Raw genomic sequence first — 19,671 nt, 5'->3', positions numbered from 1 at the left:
GAGCGGCACTGCCGGAAGGGCTGGGTGTTGACAGTCCGCAGGCGCGCTTATTTACTAAGAAAGCGGCGACCGTCCTCGCTTATGATAACCTTGTCAAGATTGCGGAAGCGATAGCGCCCGATTATTTTCCCAAGGAGAGGTACTTTTCGGAAGACGGCTCCCTTAAAGGGGCGCGATTGGCCGAAGTGAGATATTTGGGCGATGGAAGCGCGGAGGTGGATCTGGAACTGGATATAGCGCTGAACGGCCCGCTTACCAATAAATTCGAAAAAGCGATGCAGCTCGCGGGTTATAGGGTTTGTGAATACGACCGGCCTAATACAGAAGTAACGAACGAAACAATGCTAAAATAGGAGGTACCATGAGGCCTTTACGTGCATTTTTAATATTGTTTCTTATGCTGTCTTTTATTCCTTTTGCTTATTCGGGCTTTGAGTATCCGGTAATCGAAGATCCGGCCACTGAGCCTCCCGGTGGCAATCCACCCGTTAATGAATATTTTGATGAGAATCTGCCTCCGAATATAGCGCCGCCTCCGGCGACGAAGCCCGAAACGCCAAGGAAGTCTAACCCCCGCATAATGGTAATAACCGTAGAATACGTGGATGGGATTGAACAGCCTGCCAGCATGGTCCAGGCGAAAATGGAGAAAGAGTTTTTGGCGAATAATTTTCCTCTTGTAGATAAATCGCAGATGGAGATGATAAAAGAGCGCGATGCGGTGCTCAGTTTTTCCGATCCTGACAGGGCCGCGGCGCTTGGCCGAAATTACGGCGCAGAGATAGTCGTCGTAGTAGAGGCCAAATCCAATATGACGGATACGTCTCAGCCTTACGGGGTGACTGTTTATACCTATGAGTGCGATGCTACCGCAAAAGCGGTAAAGACAGATACTGCCGAGGTCATAACGTCAGATTCGGCCAGCGCGACAGAAAGGGGCTCGGGCCGTATTCCGACTGCTAATAAGGCCTGTGAGAAAGCCATTAGTGAGATAGCCGCCTCGATCGTAGAAGAGATCAAAGAAGAAATAGGCGGTGACGCATATAATGAAACGACTATTCAGATTGTCTGTTCCAACGCAGATTATACAAAGGCAAAAGAGTTTATTGAGGCACTAGATGAGCAGAGAAGCATAAAGGCCGTCCACGAAAGAAGCGTCGAGCGAAACGTCGCAATCATTGATGTGGTCCTTTTGGGCAACGCCGATTTTTTGGCCGATCTTTTAGAGGAGATGCAGAACGGCCCGCTGGTCAGAATAACGGCGAAATCCGCGCATAGAATAGATCTGGAATTTGTAGAGTAAAGGGTCCCTCGACGCGCTCGCCCGCATAAATGCGAGCTCGCTTGCTCGGGACGAATTTTCGCACTAGAAAGTAACAGGAAAATTCGGAGGCTGCCATGTTTAAGAATAAAATTTTTGTTGTCTTATTGGTAATACTTGTAGCATGCGGCGTAGCGACGGATGCTTTTGCCGCAAAAAAGAAAAAAGAGAAGATGCCGAAATCATTTAAGGACCTGCCTCCGTCGGAAGGGCCAAAGAAGACGATAGCGGTCATGGAATTTGAAAATAAAGCGGGTATCTCAGCCCAGATAAACCTCGGGGAAGGCATGGCAGAGATGCTTACCACTGCCCTTATTGATAGCGGCAGATTTATTGTGGTAGAGAGACAGGCAATAACCGATGTCCTCGCTGAGCAGGACTTTGGCGCCAGCGGCAGGACCACATCGCAGGGCGCTCCGCAGTTTGGAAGGGTTTTACCCGCGCAGATCATGATTAGAGGCGCTGTGACTCAATTTGGATTGAGAGAATCAGGCGGCGGCGGGGCCCTGAGTATTAAAGGTATTGACGTAGGTCTTGCCACATCTCAAGCGCAGGTAGGCGTAGATATAAGGATTTATGATACAACGACAGGCCAGGTACTTGATTCGGTAAGGTGTGAAGGTAAGGTCAGCGCTACAGGGCTTGATTTCGGATATTCCGAAAGTGACTGGGGTTTTGGTACAGGCGCTTTTCAAAATACACCATTAGGTAAGGCAACTGCAAAGGCGATTGATAAGGCCGTTATAGCTATTATTACAAGGACGAAAAATGTGCCGTGGGAGGGCAGGGTAATAAAGGCGTCGGGCAATGAAGCATATATCAACGCCGGCATCAATAGCGGTTTACAAGTAGGAGATACTTTTACGGTATATCGCCCGGGAGAAGAATTAATAGATCCGCAGACGGGGATGTCGCTCGGCAGCGAATCGGAGAGAGTGGGTACAATTACTATTACGCAGGTTCAGGAGAAATTTTCAAAAGCGAGTATAAATGCCACCTGTCCGCTCAAGCCGAACGATATACTAAAATAACGGCGTAAGGCGTTTACCAGCCCAGGAACATGTAATTACCGTCCAGGAAGCGGTAACGGCGCAGATTAAAACGCGCCCAGTCGCCTAACCAATCGGGCGGAAGATACGTGATATTGTCGTAGATAGAATAGTAGCGGTAATAATAAGGATAGTCGTAATAGTCATCGTAGGCGATATAATATTCCTTTTCCTTCCTTTTCGCTTCTTCCATTTTGGCCAGATAATCAAGCTTAGCGCTTATTTCGCTGTCTGTTGATTCGCGTTCGGCAATTTGCGCTTCCACAGGCACCTTTCGAGGTTCTGCCACTGTCTCGCCGTAGGGCTTGAAATCCGGAGGATAGGGCTTCACCTTTTGCGTTTCTGATTTATATTGTTCGGCTAATTTAATAGCGCTCTGGCTATTTTTAACATCGCCCGATTTTTTGTAGTAAGAGGCGATCTCGATCATGGCTTCGTCATTTTTGGATTCCATGCCGATGGTTTTTGCAGTCTCAAGGCATTCAAGCGAAGACTCCTTCATTTTAAGCCTGTCGAATAATTTTGCGCTTTCGATTAATCCCCGACAGTCTTTTTTATCGGAGGCGTATTTTTTTGCAAGTTCCGCGTTAGCCATAGCGCGGCTCTCGTCTATCAAACCCTTCGGAAACGCAAGATAGTTGTAACCAAGCGCTATACTTGCCCGCCAATCCTTCAGATTCTTATTCAATTTGGCGACCTCATCAAAATATTTGAGGGCATCTTCGCGGTCGCCCAAAGCCAAAAGGCCGCCCGCGGCATCTATCATGACACTCCAGTCCCGAAGCTTTTTCGCGAGGTCAAAGGCCTTCCGGAAATATTTCTTTGCCGGAATTCTACTGCCTTCCATTGCAGTGGAATATCCATTACCAAGGGCATTGTGCATCAATTTTTGAAGGTCAATGGCGTAAGAAGTGGTTGCTACTGAGAGCGCGAGAAAGAGAACGCATAATACCGTCGATATTTTCCGCATAGTTTCCTCCAAGGTTCGCCCATAAGTATACTCCGTTTTGCGCCGGTTGTCAATTTGCTTATAATAGAAATATTGACATTTCCGCTCGCTCAAGTAAAAATTTTACGCCTTTCGCCTACGGGAAAAAGCGCCCCTCGACTTCGCTCGGGATGATTTGCATATACGTAAGTAACGGCAAATCAGGGGCGGCATGGTGGCCACCGACCGAAGACGCAATGTCTGAGGGAGTGCCTCGCCTAACTAGGCGAGGCCGCCCTATTTAACCGCTTTTTCCCGGGCTCAAATGAGGCTTCAGCCAAAGGCTGATCCGCCTCCGGCGGAAAATTTTTATTCGCTCGCTGGAAACGCCAATATTTCTTATACAAGAGATTCCTCCACGTACTGTTTGCAGTATAATAATATTGGTACCTCTCTCCCTCGGCTTCGCTCGGGATAAATTCGACCATACAACTTACGTCACTTCGTTCCGTAAGTTGTGGTCTCATTTGCGAGCGACTGCGTATAGGGGCGAAACTTTGTGGTTTGTCGGAGCGACTCTCAAAATTTTCGACACCTTAAAGGCGTTCCAGACGTCGGAAATTTTGCGACAGCGAAGCGAAGATGCCTAATCGGAGCGAGCGACAAGCGGAGACAACCACAAAGTTGAGCAACATCTCACCGGAGCGAGGAGAGTACCACTATTATTATACAGAGTGAGCATTTTTACTTGACAATTATTACTGGTGGAAGTATACTTTAACCAGTTCATTAAAAAATATATTAACATAGGGAAGACGGTGAGAATCCGTTGCTGCCCCCGCAACTGTAAAAGAGCACGAAGTGCGCCTAAAGCCACTGTTTCGACTGGTTCCCCGAGAGGAGCTGGCGGCATGGGAAGGCAAAGGCGAAGTGCGCTCTTGAGCCAGGATACCTAAATTAGACCTTCGGGGTGAGAGGAGAAGGATTTGCTCAACCTCACAAGTGAAGGTTGGGCTATTTTTTTTCAATGAGCACAAAACTTACGGAGTAATAGTAAAGATTGCGGTGACGTAAGTTTTAGGTGCGAATTGAATCCGCCGAAGCCAAACACGATAAGTATTTGGCGAAGGCGGATCTCTCCAAGTCTAGAAAAGGAAGAGAGTGAAGAGGTTTTTGTTGGTAGTGGTCGGGTTGTTAATATGCTTTAATGTTTTAGCGGAGGAAGTAGAAGAGAAGCCGGAGACGGAAGTTGCGGAAGAGGTGAAAAAAGAAGCAAAAAAAGATATCAAAGAAGAGGTAGAACTCCCTCCGATCGTTGTCAGCCCCACCAGATACGAAAGTTATTTAAGCAGCATCCCTTCTTCAATCACAGTTATTGACAGCGATGAAATAGGGTTAAAAAATAAACCGATGGTGAAAGATTTTTTGAAAACGATTCCAGGGATAGATGTAGTGGAGACGGGGCCTTTTGGCGGCTCAACTTCCGTTTTTACAAGGGGAACTGATTCGGGGCACACGCTTGTGATGATAGACGGTGTCAAGGTGTTCAATCCTATTTCCACAAATGCTTCATTCAATTTCGCAAACCTTACAATTGATAATGTTGAGAGAATAGAAGTGCTTAGAGGAACGCATAGTACTCTATACGGTTCTGATGCCATAGGCGGCGTAATTGATATAGTAACTAAAAAAGGAAAGGGAAAGCCTAAGATATGGGCATCTCTCGAGGGCGGTTCATACGTTACTTTTAAAGAAGCGGTCGGCTCAGACGGCGAGATGAATGGATTGTATTATTCAGCGGCCGTCTCAAGAATAGACACAAGAGGCATATCCAAGGCGGACGGGAAGTTTGATAACAATGAGAAAGACGCATATCATAATACTTCAGTCTCCGCGCGAGTAGATTATGATGTGTTTGACAATTTTAGTGTTGGTTCCACTTTCAGGCACACGGATGCGGAGACAAAGCTCGATGATAGCGGTGGTTATGGCGGAGACGACCCAAATAACAGAAACAGAGTAATAAGTACGGTCATATCCGCTTACGCGGATTGTGCCGTGTTTGATTGGTGGAAACTCGGGTTTAAATCATCGTGGCTAGAATATAAATCATACGATAAAGATACCGGCGATGATTTTGATCCGGGAGAATATTCAAACAGTAAATTTGTAGGAAACAATACCTCTTATGAGGGGCAAAGTATCCTGGAGTTATTCAGGGGAGATACATTGCTTTGCGGCATCGACTACTATGAGCAGGAAGGCGATTCTTCCAGTGTCAGCTTTTTTCCCGCATGGGACTGGTGGCTTATAGCTGATTCGCCGCGTGTAAAATATCACAATGTCGCCTATTATGTGCAGAATAAATTTGACATGGACGATAAGTTTCATAGTATAGTGGGATTCCGTATTGATGACCATTCGCAATTCGGCACTTATGATACTTACGAGATATCCGGTAAATATACCTTTGACTGGAAGACAAGCGTGAAAGGAAAATGGGCTACGGGGTTTAAAGCGCCTTCACTTTATCAGCTTTATGACCCCTCTAACGGCAATCCTGATTTGAAACCGGAAGAGAGTAATTCCTTTGAGGCGGGGCTTGGTCAAAGTTTATTTGATGAGCGCCTAGAGATGGAATCAGTATGGTTTTACACAAAACTGGAGAATCTTATAGACTGGACCGTAACTAATCTTGATTTCGGAACAGGCCGGTACTTCAACGTCAATAAAGCTACAATCCAGGGCGTAGAAAACCAGATTACATTCAAGCCAAACGAAAAAATAAAGATAGATTATCGATACACTTATCTCAACGCCCAAGACGACACAACGCATCAATATCTGGTCAGGAGAGCCAGGCATAAACATTTACTAAGCACCGATCTTATGCCTATTAACAATTTAAGTTTTAATATCTCCTATCTTTTTGTAAGCGGCCGGAAAGATTTCAGGTGGACAGAGACAGCGCCGGGAATATGGAGTGAAGAGCAGATAAACCTTAAGCATTATAATAAAGTAGATGTGTCCGGCAGGTACATCGTAAATAAAAATTTTGAGCTGTTTGCCCGGGTAGAGAACCTGTTGAACCAGTTCTACGAGGAAGTGGACGGCTATGGCATGCCGGGCATATCGTTTTATGGAGGCGGCAAGGTTACATTCTAATGAAAAAATATATTTGTTTATTAGTTTTAGCATTGTTGATAATCCATGCGGAAACCGGCGAAGGTGCTGGCGAGCCGCAAAACTTACGTATCATATCGCTCGCGCCGGCGACGACAGAGATCCTGTTTGCCCTGGGGTTGGATGATGAAATTGTTGGCGTCAGCTCATTTTGCGACTATCCGGAGGAGGCAAAAGGGAAGGAGAAGGTCGGTACCTTCAGCTATCTGAACGCCGAGAAGATTCTTTCGCTTAAGCCGGACATTATTTTCGGGACGGGCCTTGAACAGGCGTCCGCCGTCACAATGCTGCGCGGGCTGGGATTAAGGCTTTATGTGAGCGATCCGGTCACCATTGAAGAGCTACTATTTTCAATAAAGGAAATAGGCAAGCTTACCGGCCGGAGCCGCGAGGCCGAAAAACTGACCAAAAAAATGAGGGATGAGATGATTAGATTGAGCCGGCGCGCCGGAACTGGTGAGGATAGGCCAAAAGTCTTTATAGAAATATGGGATGATCCGCTTTTAACGGCCGGAGGGAAATCTTTTATTAATGAATTGATAACGCTTGCAGGCGGTGTTAATATAGCGGGTGACATGAAAAAGGCATACGGCTATTTCTCAGCCGAGCAGGTGATAAAGCGTGACCCGGATTATATCATTCTTACTTATATGTCGGAGGAGCGGCCCTTGGATGTTGTTAAAAAACGATTAGGATGGAGCGATATATCCGCTGTCCGCATGAGTCGCGTATATAACGATATTGATTCGGATATATTGCTTAGGCCGGGACCGCGCCTCATAGAAGGCCTTAAGGCATTAGAGAGGAGGATCACCCGAAAAGATGAATAAAACGCCTGAAAGAAAAATTTGGTTTCTTTTTCTTATATTGGCTTTCGCGGTATTTCTTGGCATAACGAAGGGCTCTGTCGGCATACCGTTTCTTGAGCTTTTTTCAGAGGCAAACAGGCCTATACTCCATCTCAGGCTTTTGCGTATTTTTCTTGCCGCGATAGCGGCGAGCGGACTCGCGGTTTCCGGCGCGGCATTACAGGCAATACTGAGAAATCCTTTGGCGGAGCCCTATCTGCTGGGGACATCAAGCGGCGCGGGCCTGGGGGCGGTATTGGGAATAATTATGGGGATTCAGGGATTATGGCTTCCACTCGCCGCGTTTTTAGGGGCGACTTTGAGTTTTATCCTGGTCTATAATCTGGCCAGGGAAGGGAATAAAGTCCCTGTCCAGTCATTAATCCTTGCCGGTGTGGTAGTGTCCATAGCGTTATCGGGTATACTTGTTTTCGCGATATCTATTTCCCCTAATGAGGCGCTTCATGGGATTATGTGGTGGTTATGGGGAAGTATGCATGTATATGACACTAAACTTATTTGCGTAGTAAGCATAATCGTTATTGCTGGTATTGCCGCTATGTATATGTTCTCGCAGGACCTGAATGCCATAAGTATCGGCGAAGAGGAGGCCGTCCACCTTGGCATAAATACGGAAGCGGTGAAAAAGATCGTATTTCTACTCACCTCATTAGTCACGGCAAGCGTTGTTTCCATATGCGGCATAATAGGTTTCGTGGGGCTCATCATCCCGCACATGATGAGGTTTATCGTCGGGCCCGCTCACAGAAGGCTTATACCGGCTACATGCCTCGCGGCGGCATCTTTTATGATTATATGCGATATGTTATCGCGTTCATTGATGCCTCCCATGGAGATACCCATCGGAGTTATTACGGCGCTCGTCGGAGCGCCTATATTCATAATACTGCTCAGGACAAGACAGGGGATGAGATGACAAGAGAGCTACTGCTTCGAGTTGATGACCTATCCGGCGGCTATGGCAAAGAAAACATCGTAAGGGACATATCTTTTGTCGTAAATAAAGGTGATTTCTTAGGCATAATAGGGCCTAACGGTTCCGGAAAGTCCACTCTATTGCGGTTCCTTAGCCGGGTTCTCGTCCCGCGAAAAGGCCGGATAGAATTGTCGGGAAAAGACATCCACAAGATGGCTTTGAAGGAATTCTCGCGCAAAACCGCTTTTGTGCCCCAGGATATCCTGATAAATTTTTCTTTTACGGTATGGGAAATAGCGCTTATGGGCAGGATCCCGCATTTAGGCAGGCTTGAGCTTGAAACAAGAAATGATTTCACGATAGCCGAAAAAGCGCTTTCTTTGACCGACGCGCTTTACCTTAAGGAAAAATATATAGATAACTTAAGCGCGGGGGAAAGGCAGCGGGTCATAATCGCGAAGGCACTTGCACAGGAACCCATATTGCTATTGCTGGATGAGCCGACGTCTCACCTCGATATCGGCTATCAGATACAGATACTTGACCTCTTAAAGAAGCTTAACAGGGAAAAGGGCCTCTCAATAATCATGGTCCTGCACGACCTGAACCTCGCGAGCGAGTACTGCGACAGGATAATTCTTTTGAATGAAGGATCTATTTTTAAAGAAGGCAGCCCTCATGAGGTGCTGACGTACGAAAACATAGAATCCGTGTATAAGACCGTGGTCCTTGTAAATAAAAACCCGTTATCTTCAAAGCCTTTTATAACCATAATTCCCGGAGAAGACAGATGCAAACAAAACTGATTATCATAAGGCACGGCATAACCGACTGGAGTTTGGCAAAAAAATATTGCGGTCACACAGATATGGAGTTAAATGACATAGGAAGGCGCCAGGCGGCGGAACTTTGTGAGGCGCTAAAAAATGAGAAGATCAACGCCGTTTATTCAAGCGGCGCTAAACGAGCGCTGCAGTTTGCCAGAATAGCGTTTGGGGAATTTCCCGTAACTGTTATGACGGGCTTGAATGAAATGGATTTTGGCGTATTCGAAGGGCTGACTTACGAGGAGATTATGCGGGAATATCCGGAGATATACTCAAAATGGATAGATAATCCACATAATGTAAATATTCCGGAAGGCGAGAACATGAAGGATTTTATAAAAAGGATCGAAACGCCTTTAAACGAGATAATTCGGCAGAATGCGAATAAAACGATAGCGTTGATTACGCACGCCGGGACGATAAAGGCGATTATAAGCGACATCCTGGAGATCGAAGATATGTGGAAAACGAGATTAGAATGGGGTTCTGTATGCGCGGTTGTATCAAACGAGGAGAAAGGGAATAGATGGGTAAGATTACCTTTGTTTTAGGCGGCGCCAGAAGCGGCAAAAGCAGATTTGCCGTTTCGTTGGCTAAAGGGCGGGATAAGTCTAAAGGGGTAGCGTTCGTCGCGACCTGTTCTGCCTGCGATAAAGAGATGAAAGAGCGCATAGCCCTTCACAGGAAGACAAGGCCGGCGCACTGGCGGACTTTTGAAAAACCGAAGAATATAGCTATGCTCTTAACGAAGGCAGGTTCTGACTTCGACGTTATTATAATAGACTGCCTGACTTTACTGATCTCGGATTTGATCCTGCGTGGCTTTAAAGAAAGGCGGATCGAACATGATATTACCAGTATGCTTAGAGCCCTCGCGAAAATAAGGGCTAAATCCATAGTCGTGTCTAACGAGGTGGGTTTGGGGATAGTTCCGAATAATAAAATGGCAAGAGATTTTCGGGATATAGCCGGCAGGATGAATCAAATTGCAGCGGCTGCGGCCGATGAGGCATATTTCCTTGTTTCAGGCTTAGCGAGAAGGATTAAATAAGGTGGAAAAAATAAAGAAAATCGTGGATAGGATTTCAGAACTCGACGCCGACTGTATGAATAAAACGCAGGAGCGGCTCAATAATCTTACAAAGCCTCTGGGTAGTCTGGGCAGGCTCGAAGAGATCGCAAGGCTTATTGCAGGTATAACCGGAAAAAATACTTCGAAACTGAGACATAAGGTCATATTCACGCTCGCAGCTGATCACGGCATCACAGAGGAAGGTGTTAGCGCGTACCCTAAGGAAGTAACCGCCCAAATGGTCTACAATTTCATAAATGGCGGAGCGGGAATAAATGTCCTTGCCCGTCATGTCGGCGCAAGGGTCATAGTAGTAGATATGGGAGTTGCGGAAAAACTCACGACTCATGACTCGCGGCTTGCTAACTTTAAAGATAGAAAGATCGCTTTCGGAACGAAAAATTTTCTAAAAGGCCGGGCAATGACAAGGGACGAGGCAATAAAATCGGTCGAAACCGGCATAGAGATTTTTGAGGAAGAGAAAGCCGGCGGAGCGGATATTATAGGTATAGGCGAGATGGGGATAGGAAATACCACTGCCGCGAGCGCTATAAGCGCCTGTCTTACCCGGAGAGGCGCCAAAGACGTTACCGGCAGAGGCACCGGTATAGGCGATGAAGCTTTAGGGAAAAAGATCGATGTGATAGAAAAAGCCCTCAAAATCAATAAGCCCGATCCCAATGATCCGCTGGACGTGCTTTCAAAAGTGGGCGGTTTTGAGATAGGAGGGCTAGTGGGAATAGTTTTGGCTTCCGCTTCGCATCGAACGCCGGTTGTTATGGACGGCTTTATATCTACTGCGGCGGCGCTTATTGCGTATACCATAGAGCCGAAAATAAAAGGATACTTAATCGCAAGCCACTCTTCAGTCGAAAAAGGCCACAGGGTTATCCTGGATTATATGGGGCTCAAGCCGATTCTTAATCTGGATCTGCGACTGGGTGAAGGAACAGGCGCGGCATTGGGAATCAGCATAGTAGAGGCTTCGGTTAGGATATTAAACGAGATGGCGACATTCAAGAGCGCAAATGTTTCGGAAAGGTCCAAATAATGAGGAGTTTTTTGGTCGCATTGCAATTTTTGACGCTTTTACCTGTTAAAGGCGGAAAATTGGAAGAGGGTAAGCTAAAAAGGGCTATCGTTTTCTTTCCGCTCGTAGGCTTATTAATAGGTTTATTTTTAGTCGCCGCCAATCAGCTTTTCTCTTTTTTAAATCTTGGGCAATTATGCGTAAATACTATTATAGTAGCGTTCCTTATTTTCGTTACCGGCGGGCTTCATCTCGACGGGTTGGGTGATACTTTTGATGGTATTGCAGGCGGAAAAGGCAGAGACGAAATATTAAGGATTATGCGCGATCCGCATATAGGCACTATGGGGGCTTTAAGCATCGTCATAGCCGTTATACTTGGGATCGCGCTTTTATCAGAAATAGGCATAGACATAAAAGCCAAAGCATTACTCCTTATGTGTGTTTTGAGTAGATGGGCCATGGTATTCGCGATGTTTTCGTTTCCTTATGCCCGTAAAGAAGGCAAGGCCCTCCTTTTCTTTAAAAATACGGACGTAAAGAATTTTACTTTCGCGTCTTTTATTACGCTATTTATCGCGATAGCGCTATGGCACCTAAAGGGGTTTTTAATTTTTGCCATAGTAGCGCTAAGTGCTTATATAACGGGCAAATCCATAAATACTAGGATCGACGGCATAACCGGCGATACGCTTGGCGCTATTAATGAAATTGCCCAGATAATTACGCTAATCTTCTTCGCTATTCAGGAATGGGCTTGACCTTTTGCGCGTCATTGTGTTATATTGTACCCAATTATACAATATAACATAGCATAACATGAACATACCAAACGCACTTTCTTTGGCGAGGCTGCTTTTGACGCCCACATTTGTGGTAAGCGTCATATACCACACTGAGGGCAATCCTTTTTTATCCCGTCTTCCTCTTATAATATTTCTCGTAGCTGTTATTACGGATGCCGTCGACGGGTTTATTGCCAGAAGGTATAGCCAGATAACCTCGTTAGGCATATTGCTGGATCCTTTAGCGGATAAGTTTCTGCTTGCGGTGTCATTTATTACTCTCTCTTTAGTGGCATACGGCCCGGCGCACCTTAAGATCCCGCCGTGGGTCCTCGTAATAGTCCTGACGAGGGATCTCTTTATATTAACAGGCGCGGCAGTTATATATTTTGTGTACGGATATGTAGAGTTTAAACCAAGCATGCTGGGCAAGGTCACCACTTTTTTTCAAATGGCCACGATCCTCAGCGTATTGATCCAGTTTAAATATTCTTATGCGATATGGACGCTTGCGGCGCTTTTTACCGTTTTTTCGGGTGCACATTACTTGTTAAGGGCAAATAGGGTTCTAAATGGAAAAACAAAGCATATATAAAATATGTATAGTCGGACGGCCGAATGTAGGAAAATCGACGCTATTTAATAGGATTGTCGGAAAGCGCCAGGCCATAACAGAGCAGCTGGCAGGCACTACGAGAGACAGGGTAAGAGCCGTAGTAAATAAAAACGGGGTTTCTTTTGAGTTGGTAGATACCGGCGGCTATGAGATCGGTAAAAAAGACCACCTTATGGCGCTGGTCAAGGGGCAGATAGAGCTCGCCATAGTTAAAACGGATGCGGTCCTTTTTGTGTGCGATGTAACCTCGGGAGTTATGCCGCAGGATGAGGATATCCTCTCTATACTGCGAAAGTCCGGCAAAGAATTGATCCTGGCTGTAAATAAGGTAGATAATGAGCGTCTGGAAAAAGAGATCGGCGGTTTTTATAATTTTGGTATAGACCCTGTTTATGCTGTTTCGGCCATACATAATCTGGGCATCACTGAATTGGTCGAGAAGCTAGTGGTCAATGCCCATCCGGCAGAAGCGGAATATCCGCCAGGCGCGATGAAACTTGCGGTGGTCGGACGCCCGAACGTAGGCAAATCATCTTTTATAAACAGGATAATAAACGAAGAGAGGGTCATTGTACACGAGGCGCCGGGCACTACAAGAGATTCGATAGATATTCACCTTGAAAAAGAGGGAAAAGATTTCATATTTATAGACACTGCCGGCATGCGGCATAAAAGGAAGATAAAAGAGCCGGTAGACGCTCATAGCCTTTTAAGAGCGGAAGGGAGTATAAACCGGAGCGATATTTGCATAGTAATGATAGACGGCTACGAGGGGCTTATGGTAGACGATATGAGGATCATAAGGCTTGTGGAAGAAAGCGGAAAAGGGTGCATTCTTCTCGTCAACAAATGGGATACGGTAAAGAACGTAGAGATGTCCAGATATGAGGACGCGCTTCGTAAGAGGATGCACTATATAAGATCTATGCCGGTTCTCTTTACTTCAGCCAAGACAGGCCTCAATATAGACGAGGTATTTCCGCTTATGAAATTGGTGGAAAAAAACACCAAGGCCGTTTTCTCCAAGGACGAGCTGGCGAACATACTAAATATTATGCAGAAGACGGAGAGGCTGCCCCTGATCCGCTCGGGCAAATTAATAGAGATACGCAAGTTGGCGCAAGAGAGTATTTTGCCGCAGACATTCAGCATCCTCGTAAATAAAACCGCTTTTTTGCCGGATGATTACATAGAAAATGTGAAGAACATATTGCGCGAAGAACTGGGTTTGCTGGGCGTGCCGATCAGGATCAAAATTAAGCGTATGGCGGGTGGAAGGAAAAGAAGATGATGATAGTACTTGGCATAATAATCGCGTACTTACTCGGCTCTATACCGACGAGCTATTTGATGGGGAAGATTTTCGGGCTGGATGTACGCAAGCACGGCTCAGGAAACGTAGGCGCGACAAATGTATTGCGCGTATTAGGTAAATTGCCCGCAGCCATAACGCTTATGGTAGATATAGGGAAAGGTGTCTTGGCCGTCACGGTTCTGGCGTCAGTTTTTTATCAAAAAGGGGCCGTCAGTTTCGATCTTTTCAGAGCGCTTTTAGGCATGGCAGTGATCGCCGGCCATAACTGGACGATTTTTCTGAATTTTAAAGGGGGTAAAGGCGTCGCTACTTTTATCGGAGTCTTTGCGGTTCTTCTGCCTGTTGAATTGATAGCGGGTCTCCTAGTATGGATTGCAACAGTTTGGATCACAAAGTACGTATCACTCGGTTCAATTTTCCTGGCTGTATCCGTGCCGCTTATAGCAGCTTTCAGCGGCAAAGGGATAGATATCGTAATTTTAGCTATAACTGCTTGTATTATAATATGTTACAAGCATAAGGATAACATAGATCGCCTGATTCTTGGGACGGAACGCAAGGTAGGCGAGAAGGCATAAGAAGCTTATATTAGGATTTAAAAAAGCTAGATATTCTTTATTGACTTTTCCCGCTCTATATGATATACTTATAGTGAACCGAAGGAGGTTTATTTTTTATACGTCTTACTTTACGTCTTTTAAAAAGTTTTAAATATGGGAGGCCGCGATGTAGGCGGGTCGGTAAAATGAGAGAGATACTGTATAAAAATCTCACTAAACTCGATAGCAGGAAGAGGGACCTTTGCATACGTGAAGTCGTCGAAAAAGACGGCGTCACCGCTAGGATAGAAAAGAGGTGCATCTATTTCGTCCGAGAGATAATATGCATAAAGGACCCGTCCGACCTGGAATGCCTTAAAGGCCTTAAGGAGACGAATGAGGCCTGGAAAAAGAAACATTTTCATGTGCTCAGGAAGCATGATTCTGACACCGGCGAAGATAAGCTTATCTGTAAAGCTGCCGGCACTTTGTACGCCATTGCAGGCCAGTATGTCTTTTGCGTCGCTTTCGTTCACTCGCTTAAAATAGATCTATCGGCCCTAACGGCCGGTAACACTATGAACTGATACGATTAACTGGAAAATGCCACCCCCGCAGTCTGATAAAAAATCCCCGGATTTTTCCGGGGATTTTTTATTTGACTATTACTAGCTTATATGCTAAATTATGAATCTAATATTATAATTAAACCAATATATGAAAAAGATTGCTGTAGTAGGAGATGGCGGTTGGGGTACGGCACTTTCGATAGTACTTTCCCAGAAAGGGCTGAGCGTATCGCTTTGGGGAGTTTTTAAGGACTATATAGAGTCCGTAGCAAAGACGAGAGAGAACACAAAATTCCTGAATGGCGTAAAGATTCCCGATCGGGTCCGTATGACCGCTTCACTTGAAGATGCGATAGATAATGCAGATGCCATTATTTTAGCTATACCATCCAAGTATCTCCGCAGCGTATTAGAAAATCTGAAGAAAATAGCCCCAAAAGAAGCGCTATATATATCGGTTACAAAGGGTATAGAAGGCGATACACTCTTGCGCATGTCCGAAACAATAAAAGAGCTTCTGGGCAAAGATATAAAAGTCGTTGCTGTGTCGGGTCCGAGTATAGCCATAGAAGTTGCCAGGGGCCTGCCCACCACAATCGTTGCGGCATCCGGCGAGATAAAGCTTGCCGAGAGAGCGCGGGATCTTCTTATGAGCGCCACCCTTAGGGTGTATACCTCGGAAGATGTTGTCGGCGTAGAGCTTGGCGGGTCTCTGAAGAATATAATCGCGATTGCGGCAGGCATATCGGATAGTTTGGGATTCGGCACCAATACGAAAGCGGCCATTTTGACAAGAGGTCTAGCCGAAATAATGAGGCTCGGCGTTGCAATGGGGGCGAGGCAGGAAACGTTCGCCGGACTTAGCGGATTAGGTGATCTTATTACGACATGTATAAGCCCGTACAGCAGAAACAGGTGGTTTGGAGAAATGCTCGGGAAAGGGAAAAGGGCGGATGATATAATAAAAGAGACTGAAATGGTGGTGGAGGGAGTTACCACCGCGAAATCGGCGTATGAACTTTCCAAAAAATATAATATCGATATGCCGCTTACACGGGAAGTGTACGAAGTAATTTATAAAAATAAATCACCGAAAGACGTAGTAAAAGATCTGATGCTTAGGAGTGCAAAACCGGAAGTGTATTAAGGTCTCATTATCGGGGCGTGGCGCAGTTGGCCTAGCGCGCTTGCTTGGGGTGCAAGAGGTCGGCGGTTCAAATCCGCCCGCCCCGACCATTCTACTTCGCACATATTAGTGTTTCGGAGGAGTATGGCTTCGCAGGAATCGTTCCTACGAAGTCAAATATATAAATATTTGACGAAGTAGAACGAAAGTATTCGAGCGAAGTAGAACCACTAAATTCTAAATTCCGAAAGGATGATATGAGAAAGGTAAAGATAGGATTGATCGGATTCGGTACTGTAGGAGCCGGTGTCGTAAAGATCTTTGCGAAGAAAAGTTCGTTTGTAAGCTCTAAGAAAGAAATTCCTGTCGAGCTGGTCAAAGTGGCCGATAAAGACCGAAGATCGAGGCGTAGTATCAATATTCCTAAATCACAACTCACGCCCAATGCAAACGATATTTTAAACGACCCTAATATAGATATTGTTGTAGAGCTTATCGGGGGCATACATCCGGCTAAGGAGTTCATACTCAAGGCGCTTAATAACGGCAAGCATGTTGTAACTGCCAATAAAGCCCTTCTTGCCGATTCGGGAAGAGAGCTATTTGAAGCGGCCGCGAAAAACGGTGTCGCCATAAAATTCGAAGGATCGGTTGGCGGCGGCATACCAGTCATAAAATGCCTTAGTGACTCTTTCATAGCAAATAAGATACAGGCGATCTACGGCATAATAAACGGAACGTCAAATTACATACTCTCAAAAATGGAAGAAGAGGGCAAGTCCTTCAGAGAAGCTTTGCGCGATGCTCAAGAATTGGGCATCGCTGAGCGAAACCCTGCCCTGGATATAAGCGGTATGGATTCTGCGCATAAAATCGCCATCCTTTCGCTTTTAGGATTTGGAAGATTTATCGACGTTAAGGATATGTATGTGGAAGGCATAGAAGATGTGGAGCTCTGCGATATCCAATATGCTAAAGAGCTTGGATATACGATTAAACTTCTTGCCATTGCAAAGAACGAGGCCGGCGGGCTTGACGTCAGGGTCCATCCGACGCTTCTTTCGTCGCAACACCTTTTAGCCAGCGTGAAGGGCTCCCAGAACGCAATTTATATAAAAGGCGATCTGATAGGCGAAAGCCTTCTCTATGGTGAAGGGGCGGGCGAGAGGGCTACTTCCAGCGCCGTATTTTCCGACATAATTGATATTGCCGAGTGTGTGTCAAAAGGAAGCGAGATCACCTCCGCGCATATCTCTTTTAATCCGGGCATGAAAGTCATGAAGAGAATAGGCATGGTGAAAAGCAAATACTATATCAGGTTCATGGCCATAGATAAGCCGGGTGTCCTGGCAGCTATAGCCGGGATACTGGCAGATTTTAAGATAAGCATAGCCGACGTGACCCAGAAGGATAGGAATAGACGGCACGCCGTCCCCATCGTTATGATGACGCATGAGGCCGTTGAAGCCGACCTGAGGAAGGCCTTAAGCATGATAAATAAGTTCAATTTTATATCCGGAAAGCCCGTTGCGGTCAGAATGGAGATGAGCTGATGTATAAAGGTGTAATAGAGCGCTATAAAAAATATCTGCCCATAAGTAGTAAGACGCCGGTAGTATCATTGAATGAAGGGGATACACCTCTTATTTACGCCTGCCACTTAAGCGAATTGGCCGGGAACGGCATGGAGGTATATCTCAAATACGAGGGCTTAAATCCCACAGGTTCATTTAAAGACAGAGGCATGACGGTAGCTGTCACGAAGGCCATTGAGGAAGGATCTCGCGCTGTTATGTGCGCTTCGACCGGCAATACCTCCGCTTCAGCCGCGGCATATGCCGCGAGGGGCAGTATAAAATGCATAGTGCTTATACCTTCGGGCGCCATTGCTCTTGGAAAATTGGCTCAGGCGCTTATTCACGGGGCCAAAGTTATAGCGATTGACGGAAATTTTGACGACGCGCTTACTTTAGTCATAGCGATTACCGATAAATATCCCATAACTCTCGTAAATTCGATCAATCCGTATAGGATCGAGGGTCAAAAGACGGGCGCTTTTGAGATATGTGATGCATTTGACGGCGAAGCGCCGGATTACCACGTTATTCCGGTCGGAAACGCCGGCAACATTACTGCCTATTGGAAGGGATATAAAGAATATAATAAAGCGGGAAAGAGCAAAAATCTTCCGAAGATGGTCGGTTTTCAGGCAGAAGGATCGGCTCCCATAGTAAGAGGGCATGTAGTAAAAAAACCGGATACCATAGCGACGGCGATAAAGATAGGTAATCCCGCAAGCTGGAAACAGGCGGTGGCCGCAAGAGATGAATCCGGCGGCGAAATAGATATGGTAAGTGATGAAGAGATTTTGAATGCTTATAAAATATTGGCCGATAAAGAAGGGGTCTTTGCAGAGCCCGCATCAGCTGCCTCAGTCGCGGGGCTCCTAAAATATTCTAAAAAAGGGTATTTCAAAAAAGATTCGCGCGTAGTGTGCGTTTTGACCGGCCACGGATTAAAAGATCCGGACAGGGCCATAGCTAGCGTGGAAAAGCCAAAGGTTTTACCAAACGACCTTAAGGCAGTGCTGGAGGAAATGGCGTTATGAAATATATAGTCATGGTGGCAGATGGAATGAGCGATTACCCCATCGCCTCGCTCGGCGACAGGACGCCGATAGAGGCATCTAAAATTCCGAATATGAATTTTATCGCTAAAAACGGAATAGTAGGGACAGCGTGCACGATACCAAAGGGCATGACGCCCGCGAGCGATGTTGCCAATCTCGCTATCCTGGGATATGACCCTAAAAAGTATTATTCCGGCAGGGGCCCTCTTGAAGCCGCAAACGTGAATATTAACCTGGAAGAAAATGACGTCGCTTTCAGATGCAATCTTATTACGGAAGATAAGGGCATACTTACCGATTACAGCGCCGGGCACATAAAGTCGAAAGAAGCGGAGATCCTGATAAAAGAGCTAGATGCTAAGTTGGGGACACCGCTTATTAGATTTTATCCTGGTATGAGCTACAGGCACCTTGCAGTTATAAAAAACGGCAGGCATTTTGCGTTCGATAAAAAGGAAGCCGACCTTACAAAGATAAAGTATATGCCGCCTCACGACATGGTCGGGCAGGGGATAAAGGATAACCTGCCGAAAGGCAAAGGCGCGGAGCTTCTTATAAAGTTGATGGAAGATTCAAGGGGCATTCTTGCGAAGAATGACGTTAATAAAGTACGCCTGGACTTAAAAGAGAACCCCGCAAACATGATATGGTTGTGGGGGCAGGGCTCAAAACCGGATCTACCGCTATTTAAAGAGAAATACGGTATGGGTGGTTCCATAATTTCGGCGGTGGACCTTTTGAATGGCATAGGAAAACTAATAGGCCTTGAGCCGATCAAAGTACCGGGCGCGACAGGTTATTACGATACCAATTACCAGGGTAAGGCGGATTATGCCATCGCGTCTTTAGAAAAGAATGATTTTGTTTTCATACATGTTGAGGCGCCTGACGAAGCCG

20 protein-coding genes, 1 tRNA gene and 1 riboswitch are annotated in these 19,671 nt (G+C 46.0%); of the genes, 20 read left to right on the top strand and 1 reads right to left on the bottom strand.

The annotated features are described in order from the left end of the window. From KKI13_04925 to KKI13_04915, 3 genes are all read left to right on the top strand, one after another. Positions 1-353, top strand: a 353-nt coding sequence (locus KKI13_04925; protein MBU4488390.1) for a hypothetical protein, incomplete at its 5' end; no start/stop codon positions are given. 8 nt (positions 354-361) lie between these two features. Then, on the top strand, positions 362-1,303 hold the full coding sequence (locus tag KKI13_04920) for a hypothetical protein (protein MBU4488389.1): 942 nt from the start codon (positions 362-364) through the stop codon (positions 1,301-1,303). Between the two features lie 95 nt (positions 1,304-1,398). Beyond that, entirely contained in the window at positions 1,399-2,352 is a 954-nt protein-coding gene (locus KKI13_04915) for a hypothetical protein (protein ID MBU4488388.1), read from the top strand. Between the two features lie 13 nt (positions 2,353-2,365). Here the strand turns inward: KKI13_04915 and KKI13_04910 are convergent, their stop codons facing one another. Then, positions 2,366-3,340 carry a hypothetical protein gene (locus KKI13_04910; protein ID MBU4488387.1) on the bottom strand — a complete coding sequence of 325 codons (975 nt, stop codon included), beginning with the start codon at positions 3,338-3,340 and terminating at the stop codon, positions 2,366-2,368. Between the two features lie 764 nt (positions 3,341-4,104). Then, positions 4,105-4,252, top strand: a riboswitch (cobalamin riboswitch). A 207-nt stretch (positions 4,253-4,459) separates the two neighbouring features. Between KKI13_04910 and KKI13_04905 the strand changes: the two genes are divergently transcribed. From KKI13_04905 to apgM, 17 genes are all read left to right on the top strand, one after another. Then, positions 4,460-6,463, top strand: a complete 2,004-nt coding sequence (locus KKI13_04905; GenBank protein ID MBU4488386.1) for a TonB-dependent receptor — start codon at positions 4,460-4,462, stop codon at positions 6,461-6,463. After that, entirely contained in the window at positions 6,463-7,311 is an 849-nt protein-coding gene (locus KKI13_04900; protein MBU4488385.1) for a cobalamin-binding protein, read from the top strand. The genes KKI13_04905 and KKI13_04900 overlap by 1 nt, the downstream gene beginning before the upstream one ends. Then, on the top strand, positions 7,304-8,266 hold the full coding sequence (locus KKI13_04895) for an iron ABC transporter permease (GenBank protein ID MBU4488384.1): 963 nt from the start codon (positions 7,304-7,306) through the stop codon (positions 8,264-8,266). Before KKI13_04900 ends, KKI13_04895 begins: the two co-directional genes overlap by 8 nt. Next, a complete protein-coding gene (locus KKI13_04890) occupies positions 8,263-9,072 on the top strand; it encodes an ABC transporter ATP-binding protein (GenBank protein ID MBU4488383.1) in 810 nt (269 codons plus the stop codon). Before KKI13_04895 ends, KKI13_04890 begins: the two co-directional genes overlap by 4 nt. Next, positions 9,057-9,644: a histidine phosphatase family protein gene (locus KKI13_04885; protein MBU4488382.1), complete on the top strand. Its 588-nt coding sequence runs from the start codon at positions 9,057-9,059 to the stop codon at positions 9,642-9,644. Before KKI13_04890 ends, KKI13_04885 begins: the two co-directional genes overlap by 16 nt. Continuing rightward, positions 9,620-10,144, top strand: a complete 525-nt coding sequence (cobU, locus tag KKI13_04880; GenBank protein MBU4488381.1) for a bifunctional adenosylcobinamide kinase/adenosylcobinamide-phosphate guanylyltransferase — start codon at positions 9,620-9,622, stop codon at positions 10,142-10,144. The genes KKI13_04885 and cobU overlap by 25 nt, the downstream gene beginning before the upstream one ends. A gap of 1 nt (position 10,145) precedes the next feature. Next, positions 10,146-11,216, top strand: coding sequence for a nicotinate-nucleotide--dimethylbenzimidazole phosphoribosyltransferase (gene cobT, locus KKI13_04875; protein MBU4488380.1), 1,071 nt, complete (start codon positions 10,146-10,148; stop codon positions 11,214-11,216). Next, a complete protein-coding gene (gene cobS / locus KKI13_04870; protein MBU4488379.1) occupies positions 11,216-11,956 on the top strand; it encodes an adenosylcobinamide-GDP ribazoletransferase in 741 nt (246 codons plus the stop codon). The genes cobT and cobS overlap by 1 nt, the downstream gene beginning before the upstream one ends. A 58-nt stretch (positions 11,957-12,014) precedes the next feature. Next, positions 12,015-12,575, top strand: a complete 561-nt coding sequence (locus KKI13_04865) for a CDP-alcohol phosphatidyltransferase family protein (GenBank protein MBU4488378.1) — start codon at positions 12,015-12,017, stop codon at positions 12,573-12,575. Then, positions 12,553-13,887 (top strand): ribosome biogenesis GTPase Der, encoded by a 1,335-nt coding sequence (gene der, locus KKI13_04860; protein ID MBU4488377.1) that lies wholly within the window; start codon positions 12,553-12,555, stop codon positions 13,885-13,887. The genes KKI13_04865 and der overlap by 23 nt, the downstream gene beginning before the upstream one ends. Beyond that, positions 13,884-14,489, top strand: a complete 606-nt coding sequence (gene plsY / locus KKI13_04855) for a glycerol-3-phosphate 1-O-acyltransferase PlsY (protein MBU4488376.1) — start codon at positions 13,884-13,886, stop codon at positions 14,487-14,489. The genes der and plsY overlap by 4 nt, the downstream gene beginning before the upstream one ends. A gap of 167 nt (positions 14,490-14,656) precedes the next feature. Then, positions 14,657-15,037, top strand: a complete 381-nt coding sequence (locus tag KKI13_04850; protein MBU4488375.1) for a hypothetical protein — start codon at positions 14,657-14,659, stop codon at positions 15,035-15,037. A 130-nt stretch (positions 15,038-15,167) separates the two neighbouring features. Continuing rightward, positions 15,168-16,166 (top strand): NAD(P)-dependent glycerol-3-phosphate dehydrogenase, encoded by a 999-nt coding sequence (locus KKI13_04845; GenBank protein MBU4488374.1) that lies wholly within the window; start codon positions 15,168-15,170, stop codon positions 16,164-16,166. 11 nt (positions 16,167-16,177) lie between these two features. Then, positions 16,178-16,255, top strand: a tRNA-Pro gene (locus KKI13_04840). 147 nt (positions 16,256-16,402) lie between these two features. Continuing rightward, positions 16,403-17,698: a homoserine dehydrogenase gene (locus KKI13_04835; protein MBU4488373.1), complete on the top strand. Its 1,296-nt coding sequence runs from the start codon at positions 16,403-16,405 to the stop codon at positions 17,696-17,698. Further along, positions 17,698-18,753 (top strand): threonine synthase, encoded by a 1,056-nt coding sequence (locus KKI13_04830; protein ID MBU4488372.1) that lies wholly within the window; start codon positions 17,698-17,700, stop codon positions 18,751-18,753. Before KKI13_04835 ends, KKI13_04830 begins: the two co-directional genes overlap by 1 nt. Further along, on the top strand, positions 18,750-19,671 hold a 922-nt coding region (gene apgM, locus KKI13_04825; GenBank protein MBU4488371.1), incomplete at its 3' end, for a 2,3-bisphosphoglycerate-independent phosphoglycerate mutase. The genes KKI13_04830 and apgM, both read left to right, overlap by 4 nt.

The organism is Candidatus Omnitrophota bacterium (assembly GCA_018894435.1).
Lineage (GTDB): Bacteria > Omnitrophota > Gorgyraeia > JAHIPI01 > JAHIPI01 > JAHIPI01.
This window is presented reverse-complemented; position numbering and strand designations above follow the sequence as displayed.